The organism is Sphingomonas sp. (assembly GCF_048594985.1).
Taxonomy (GTDB): domain Bacteria; phylum Pseudomonadota; class Alphaproteobacteria; order Sphingomonadales; family Sphingomonadaceae; genus Sphingomonas_I.
The window spans coordinates 1-7,400 of sequence record NZ_JBMDXG010000313.1 but is presented as its reverse complement, the minus strand read 5'-3'; the positions used below and the strand labels follow the sequence as shown (position 1 = coordinate 7,400).

Below are 7,400 nucleotides of genomic sequence, written 5' to 3'. Positions count from 1 at the left end.
GGCGCGCCGCCTCTGCTCGATCATCCAGCCGTAGTCGCGGGCACGCTCGCGCTCGCCGCCGGCGAGCTTGGCGGGGACACGATGCGCGCCGCCCCCGACGGTATCATCGCGCCCGGCATCGCCGGGCGGGTGATGACGGGCCCGATCGCCGGCGCCGCTCTGGCCCCGCGCCGGCAACGGCTGCTTGCCGGCGCCGTGGGCGCCGGAGCGGCGGTCGCGGCGTCCTACGTCACCTTCGCGCTGCGGATGCGCGCGATGCGCCGCTACGGCCAAACCCCGACCGGGCTGGTCGAGGATGCATTGGTGCTGGCCGCCGCGTCGGCGATCGTCGGCGCGGGACGCGCCCCCGCCTGACCGGTCAGGCCGCCTTGGCGCGGCTGGCGCGCTTGCGCTCGTGCGGGTCGAGATGGCGCTTGCGCAGACGGATGTTCTTGGGCGTGACCTCGACCATCTCGTCATCGTCGATATAGGCGATCTCCTGCTCGAGCGTCATCCGCTTCGGCGGGGTCAGGCGGATCGCGTCATCCTTGCCGCCGCTCGCGCGGAAGTTAGTGAGCTGCTTCGCCTTCATCGGATTGACCTCCAGGTCATCCGTCTTGGCATTCTCGCCGACGATCATGCCCTCGTAGAGCGTCTCGCCATGGCCGACGAACAGAACGCCGCGCTCCTCGAGCGGGCCGAGCGCGTAGCTGTTCGCCTCGCCCGCGCCGTTCGAGATCAGGACGCCGTTCTTCCGGCCTTCGATCGCGCCCTTGTACGGCCCGTACTTCTCGAACAGCCGGTTCATGATGCCGGTGCCGCGCGTGTCCGACATGAATTCGCCATGGTAGCCGATCAGGCCGCGCGACGGCGCGGAGAAGGTGATGCGGGTCTTGCCGCCGGTCGACGGGCGCATGTCCGTCATCTCGGCCTTGCGCAGGTTCATCTTCTCGACGACCGTGCCCGAATATTCCTCGTCCACGTCGATCACGACCGTCTCATACGGTTCCGTGCGCTTGCCCTCGGCATCCTCGCCGAACAGCACGCGCGGGCGGCTGATGCCGAGCTCGAAGCCCTCGCGGCGCATCGTTTCGATCAGCACGCCGAGCTGGAGCTCGCCACGGCCCGCAACCTCGAAGCTGTCGCGGTCGGCGGCTTCGGTGATCTTGATCGCGACGTTCGATTCGGCTTCGCGCATCAGACGGTCGCGGATCATGCGGCTCGTCACCTTGCTGCCTTCACGCCCCGCCATCGGCGAGTCGTTGACCGCGAAGCGCATCGACAGCGTCGGCGGATCGATCGGCTGCGCCTGGATCGGCGCGCTGACCGAAATGTCGGCGATGGTGTTTGCGACGGTGGCGACGGTCAGACCCGCGAGGCTGATGATGTCGCCCGCCTGCGCTTCGTCGACCGGCACGCGATCGAGCCCCCGGAAGGACATGATCTTCGACGCGCGACCCGTCTCGATAATCTTGCCTTCATTGTCGAGCGCATGGATCGGCTGATTGATCTTGACCGTGCCCGAGGTCACCCGGCCGGTGAGGATGCGGCCAAGGAAATTGTCGCGGTCGAGCAGGGTCACGAGGAAGGTGAACGGCGCGTCGACATCGACATCGGGCGCCGGCACGTGACTGACGATCTTCTCGAACATCGGCGTCAGCGTGCCTTCGCGCGCCTCCGGATCGGTCGAGGCATAGCCATTGCGGCCCGAAGCGAAAAGGACCGGGAAATCGAGCTGCTCGTCGGTCGCGTCGAGGCTGACGAACAGGTCGAACACCTCGTCCAGCACTTCCTGCACGCGCGCGTCGGAGCGATCGATCTTGTTGACCACGACGATCGGCCGCAGCCCGAGCGCCAGCGCCTTGCCGGTCACGAACTTCGTCTGCGGCATCGCGCCCTCGGACGAATCGACCAGCAGGATCACGCCGTCGACCATCGAGAGGATGCGTTCCACCTCACCGCCGAAATCGGCGTGGCCGGGCGTGTCGACGATGTTGATGCGCGTCTTCTCGCCATCGGGCGCTTCCCACTCAATCGACGTCGGCTTGGCGAGGATCGTGATCCCCCGCTCTTTTTCCAGGTCGTTCGAATCCATCGCGCGCTCTTCCACGCGCTGGTTGTCGCGGAAGGTGCCGGACTGGCGGAACAGCTGGTCGACCAGGGTTGTCTTGCCATGATCGACGTGCGCGATGATGGCCACGTTGCGAAGGCGCATGGTGGTCTTTCGGTTCGGGTTTTCGGATCGTGCGCGCCTTTAGCCGATCCGCCGCGTCGCAACAAGATGCCGAACATCCGTATCGCTTGAATAATACAGTTCTTCCCCCTTATCTTGGACACTCACGGCTGGAGAGCGATCTTGGCGACGACCGCGACCGAAACGAAGACCGACGACCTGGTGCTCACGCCGCCCGAACCGGTGCAGGCGATCGCGCCCGCGCGGGCGGCGGGGCTGGTGCCGCTGGATGACGGCGTGAAGACCGAACTGGAGAAGCGCGTCGGCGCCTTCGTCGATCAGCTTGCCGAGTTGGACGCGAACTCGCCTGAATTCGGCAAGCGGATCGATACGATCTCCAACCTCGGGCAAAAGGAGATACGCGAGGCGGCGGGGCATTCGAACCGCTTCCTCGATCGGCCGGTGCGCGCGATGGACGCGGACACGGGCGTCGGCGCCGACCTCGCGCAGCTGCGCCGCACGATCGAAGAGCTGGACCCCGTCAAGAAGGGCAATCTGCTCGCGCCGCGCAAGCTGTTCGGGGTCATCCCCTTCGGCAACAAGCTGAAGAATTATTTCGACAGCTACAAAAGCTCGCAGAGCCATATCTCAGCCATCCTCGTCTCGTTGAAGAACGGCAAGGACGAGCTGCTGAAGGACAATGCCGCGATCGACACCGAGCGACAGTCGTTGTGGGCGGCGATGGGACGGCTGGAGCAGATGATCCATTATGCCGCCACCGCCGACACGATGCTGGAGGACAAGGCCAACGCGCTGGAGACGAGCGACCCGACCAAGGCCAAGGCGATCCGCGAAAGCGCACTGTTCTACGTGCGTCAGCGGCATCAGGACCTGCTGACGCAGATGGCGGTGACGGTGCAGGGCTATCTCGCGCTCGATCTGGTCAAAAAGAACAATGTCGAGCTGATGAAAGGCGTCGATCGCGCATCGACCACCACGGTCGCCGCGCTGCGCACGGCGGTGACGGTGGCGCAGGCGCTGGTCGGGCAGAAGCTGGTGCTGGAGCAGATCACCCAGCTCAACACCACGACCGCCAACATCATCGATTCGACCGGTGAGATGCTGCGCAACCAGACCGCGCAGATCCATCAGCAGGCCGCAAGCTCCACCATCCCGGTCGAGACGCTGAAGCGCGCTTTCCAGAATATCTACGATACGATGGACGCGGTCGATCGCTTCAAGCTGGAAGCGCTCGATTCGATGAAGACCACCGTCGACAGCCTGTCGAGCGAGGTCGAGAAGTCGCGCGGCTACATCGCGCGGGCGGAGGGCGCGGCGCAGGCCCGGCTGACGGCGGGCGGCAGCGGCGACGATCCGTTCCGGCCGGTGAACTGATGCCCGATCTCCGCCGCCTCTACTCGGATGCCGAGGAAGCCCGCCATGCCGTCGTTCTCCGCCGCGTGAGCACCGAGGAGCAACAGCTTGCCCGCCGCGCCCGGCAGCGGCGCCGCGCGGCGCAGGCACGCGCGTTGCAGCGCATGCTGATCGCCACGGCCGTGATCGTCGCGGGGGCGATCGGATGGGGCCTTGTCGTCGGTCCGATCGGCCAGTTCGGGTTCCTGGCGGCGGTGATCGCGCTGGTCCTGTCGTGGGTCGTCATCGTCGGATCGATGCGCGTGCCGCAGGTCAGTATCGAGGCGCTGGCACAAAGCGACCTGCCGCTCTTGCCCGAACGCACCGCCACATGGCTGCAGGCCCAGCGCGCCGCGCTGCCCCCGCCCGCCGTGCGCCTGGTCGACGCGATCGGCCTCAAGCTGGAGACGCTCGGTCCGCAGCTGAGCGCGCTCGACCCGCGCGAACCGGCGGCATTCGAGGTGCGCAAGCTGCTCTCGCAGGAATTGCCCGACCTCATCCAAGGTTATGCCAAGGTGCCCGAAGGTTTCCGCACGCAGGATCGCGACGGGGTCGCCCCCGATCGTCAGCTGACCGAAGCGCTCCGGATCGTGGACGACGAGCTCGGCCGGATGAGCGCCGACCTCGCCAACGGGGACCTCAACAAGCTGGCGACGCAGGGGCGGTATCTGGAACTCAAATATCGCGACGAGGCCACGGAGTAAGGCGTTTCAGCGGTCGCAAGCCGTTCTGAAACCGGAACGACTTGACCATAGCTCATACTCGCCGCACCCCCGCCGTTGTTCCGCCGAGTTAGTCACACGTCTTGAGCCTCCTTCGCCAGCTCCCGGGGATCCACAGTCGGCTGGTCGTCCTGCTGATCGTCCTCACCCTGACCGGCTCGCCGTGGATGAAGCCGGCCGAGGCACGCGCCCTCGGGTTCGGTGGGGAGTTGTGTCATGCGGTCACGGCCGACGAGACGCCACCGCCCCGCTATCAGTGCGCGGGCGAGCCCGAGGGGTATCAGGACCGGCATTTGTGGCTGCGGGTCGACCCGGCCCTGCTGCCGCGCGATGCGGGTGGCGGCCCGCTTACCCTGCTGATCCACCAGACCCGCTTCGAACGGGTCGAGGTGCTGTTCCGCTACGCCGACCACCAGATCCTGCGGCAGGAGGCAAAGCTCGGCGATTTCGCGTCACGCTGGCGGATTGGCGGGCAGCTCCTGTTCAGCGCTCCGGCGCGCCCCGCGCCGCTCGTATCGGTGACGATCCACTTCACGCATCTGAGCAGCCACAAATTGCTGCGCATCCGGCTGTTCGCTTCCCCGGCCGCCAATCGCGACCTGGCTATTGCGGCATTGTTGGTCGGCGCGTCACTGACCCTGTTGCTGGCCGGTGGGATCTACAACCTCGCGCTGGCCGTCGCCGCGCGCCGAACCTACCTCGTCTGGCATGGCCTGTGGGCGCTGTGCGTGTTCCTATGGGGCCTCGTATGGTCGCAGGCCGCGCTGATCGTCGTACCCGGGATTGCCGGGACGGTGTCCAGCCAGATCGGCACCTTCCTTGCCTGCCTTGCAGTCGCCATCGCGACGATCAGCGTGATGACCGCGCTTGCCGGTGCGCTGTCCCGGCGCGTCCGCATCGGCGTGATCGGTCTGGGAGTGCTGGTGGCCATGCTCGGGGTTCCGCTGGCCATCCTCACGGGACCGGCCATCATGCCGCTGGCCAACGTGCTGGCGTTCCTCACACTCGCCAACCTGATCGCCGTCGCGGCCTGCATGACCCGGGCATGGCGACGTGGCAGCATCGAAGCGCGCGATCTGAGCAAGGCCTGGGCGATCCCGATGGCGGTGCTGGCGCTGACCATGATCGTCGATCTCGACACACAATTGTTCGGGGGCGGATCGCAGATCGCCGTGCTGTTCGCCTCCGCCTTTCAGAGCATGTGGCTGGCGCTGGCGGCCACGCGCCGGCTCGCCCGCCTGCGAACCGAGCTCGACGCGGCGCGGGCTGCGGAAGTCGCGCTGGCGGAGCTCGCCAACCGCGATCCACTGACCGGCCTGTTCAACCGGCGCGGGTTCGTCGCGCGCCTCTACCATCTGTGCGCCGCCGCGCCGGCAACGCCGCTCGGGCTGCTGCTGATCGACGTGGACCTGTTCAAATCGATCAACGACCGCTTCGGCCATGAGGCGGGCGACACCGTCCTCCGCACGATGGCGTCCTATTTTCGCGGGCTCGAAGCCGAGGGGAATTTCACGGGCAGGATGGGCGGCGAAGAGTTCATCATCGCCGCACCCGGACTATCGGCCTTCGCGCTTGAACAATTTGCCGAGCGCGTGCGCGCGGCGATCGAGGCGCTGGATCATGGCGAGGTGAGCCGCCACCGCCCCGTCACCGCGAGCATCGGCGTGGCCCGGGGAACCACGGCGACCCCGTTCCAGCAACTCTATGCCAGCGCGGATCGCGCGCTGTACGAAGCCAAGCATGCCGGGCGGAACAGGGTTATCTTCCCGGCCTCCGACAATGAGGCGTCGCGCGAAATGATGGAGCGCGACCAGCTCGCCTTCCCGTGGAGCGGAACGTAATAGGCGCAGGATGTCAGCGGCGGCGCGCCGCATGCCTGGCGATCGCCAGCACATCTTCCTCGACCACTGCGTGCCCGGGATAAAGCGGCGATTTCACCACGCGCTCCGACTCGCCCAAGCGCGCAATGGCGGTCGCGAGCGCCTCGGGCGTCCAGCGGCCGAGCTGGCGGCGGATCGTGTCGCGTTCCTTCCAGAAGATCGCCTTGCCGGCGGTCTCCATCACCCGATCAATGCTTTCGCCCTGCGCCATCGCCGAGCGGAGTTGCGCAAGCTGGAGCGCGCGCCGGCCGAGCGCGCGGATTACCGGCACGCCCTCCATGCCCTCGCTCGCAAGCCGGGCCAGTTCGGCATCGGCCTCGGCCGGCTGCCCGGAAAAGACCGCGTTGGTAAGCGCCGTCAGGTCTCCTTCCTCGGTCGCCGCGCCCAGCGCGTCGAGCGCGTCGTGATCGAGCGGCTTCGGCCGGTCGGGCGCGGCGTCGAGGTATAGCGCATATTTCTCCAGCTCACGCGCGATCAGAGCGCGGTCTCCCCCGGTCGTGCGCGCGATACGTTGCGCCACGTCGGGACGGAGCTGGAGGCCCTGCTCCCGGCCCGCTTCGACCACGACGGCGTCGGCATCGCGCCCTTCGGGCAGGTAGCTCGCATGGCCCAGCGCATACGGGCTTGCGTCCACCAGCTTGATGAGCTTGGCATCCTTGCGCAGCGCGCCGGCGATCGCGGCCACCGGATTTCCGGCGGCGGGGGCTGCGAGCAGCGCCGCCACCGCATCGGCGGCATCGTCGGTCGCGGGATCGAGCCGGATCCAACGCCGGCCGCCAAACAGGGAAATTGCCGCCGCCTCGTCAGCCAGCCGGGCGGGATCGCTCTTCAACTGCGCGGAGGTCAGGTCGATCCGCTCCGCATCCGCGCCCATCGCCACACCCAGCCGGGCGGCCAGCGCGCGCGATCCCGCCTCATCCGGCCCATAAAGGAGGTAGCAACGCACGTCGGGATCGGCGCCGTCCAGCGCGCGGCGGAGCTTCGCCTCTGCAGGCTTCATCGCGGCGCCGGGTTGCGCGCGGCATAGAGCGCGACGCGCGCGACGATCTGGTCGGCGATCGCGCTCGACAGGCGTTCGAGCGCGGTCTGTTCGGCCGCGACGGTGGCATATTCGCTGCTGACCACGTCGATCCCGGCGTCGGATCCGGCCGTTGCGTCGAGCACGACCGTCCCGGTCGCGGCTTCGACCAGGCGATAACGGGCGCGCAGCGTGCGACGCTCCCGGGTCGTCGC

At 67.6% G+C, this 7,400-nt stretch carries 7 protein-coding genes; 4 read left to right on the top strand and 3 right to left on the bottom strand.

The window, feature by feature from the left end:
* Positions 1–354 (top strand): DUF4126 domain-containing protein (locus ACOJSF_RS12890; RefSeq protein ID WP_420142602.1); only part of this gene is annotated, 354 nt, incomplete at its 5' end.
* A 4-nt stretch (positions 355–358) separates the two neighbouring features.
* On the opposite strand, the gene typA is transcribed toward ACOJSF_RS12890, so the two are convergent.
* The gene (gene typA / locus ACOJSF_RS12885) at positions 359–2,194 is read right to left on the bottom strand and encodes a translational GTPase TypA (RefSeq protein ID WP_420142601.1); all 1,836 of its coding nucleotides are present in this window, start codon (positions 2,192–2,194) and stop codon (positions 359–361) included.
* A 141-nt stretch (positions 2,195–2,335) separates the two neighbouring features.
* On the opposite strand from typA, the gene ACOJSF_RS12880 reads away from it, so the two are divergent.
* From ACOJSF_RS12880 to ACOJSF_RS12870, 3 genes are all read left to right on the top strand, one after another.
* On the top strand, positions 2,336–3,547 hold the full coding sequence (locus tag ACOJSF_RS12880; RefSeq protein ID WP_420142600.1) for a toxic anion resistance protein: 1,212 nt from the start codon (positions 2,336–2,338) through the stop codon (positions 3,545–3,547).
* Positions 3,547–4,269, top strand: coding sequence for a hypothetical protein (locus ACOJSF_RS12875; RefSeq protein ID WP_420142599.1), 723 nt, complete (start codon positions 3,547–3,549; stop codon positions 4,267–4,269). Before ACOJSF_RS12880 ends, ACOJSF_RS12875 begins: the two co-directional genes overlap by 1 nt.
* A gap of 101 nt (positions 4,270–4,370) precedes the next feature.
* Complete coding sequence (locus ACOJSF_RS12870; RefSeq protein WP_420142598.1) at positions 4,371–6,128, top strand: diguanylate cyclase domain-containing protein; 1,758 nt, start codon at positions 4,371–4,373, stop codon at positions 6,126–6,128.
* Positions 6,129–6,141: 13 nt separating this feature from the next.
* On the opposite strand, the gene holA is transcribed toward ACOJSF_RS12870, so the two are convergent.
* Together holA and lptE are read right to left on the bottom strand one after the other, a co-directional pair.
* Positions 6,142–7,167, bottom strand: a complete 1,026-nt coding sequence (gene holA, locus ACOJSF_RS12865) for a DNA polymerase III subunit delta (RefSeq protein ID WP_420142597.1) — start codon at positions 7,165–7,167, stop codon at positions 6,142–6,144.
* Positions 7,164–7,400: LPS assembly lipoprotein LptE (gene lptE, locus ACOJSF_RS12860; RefSeq protein ID WP_420142596.1), on the bottom strand; the 237-nt coding region annotated here is incomplete at its 5' end. The genes holA and lptE, both read right to left, overlap by 4 nt.

Coding starts and splice junctions, on each gene's coding strand:
- typA (WP_420142601.1), bottom strand. CDS start 2,194: ATGCGCCTTCGCAACGTGGCCATCATCGCGCACGTCGATCATGGCAAG.
- holA (WP_420142597.1), bottom strand. CDS start 7,167: ATGAAGCCTGCAGAGGCGAAGCTCCGCCGCGCGCTGGACGGCGCCGAT.
- ACOJSF_RS12875 (WP_420142599.1), top strand. CDS start 3,547: ATGCCCGATCTCCGCCGCCTCTACTCGGATGCCGAGGAAGCCCGCCAT.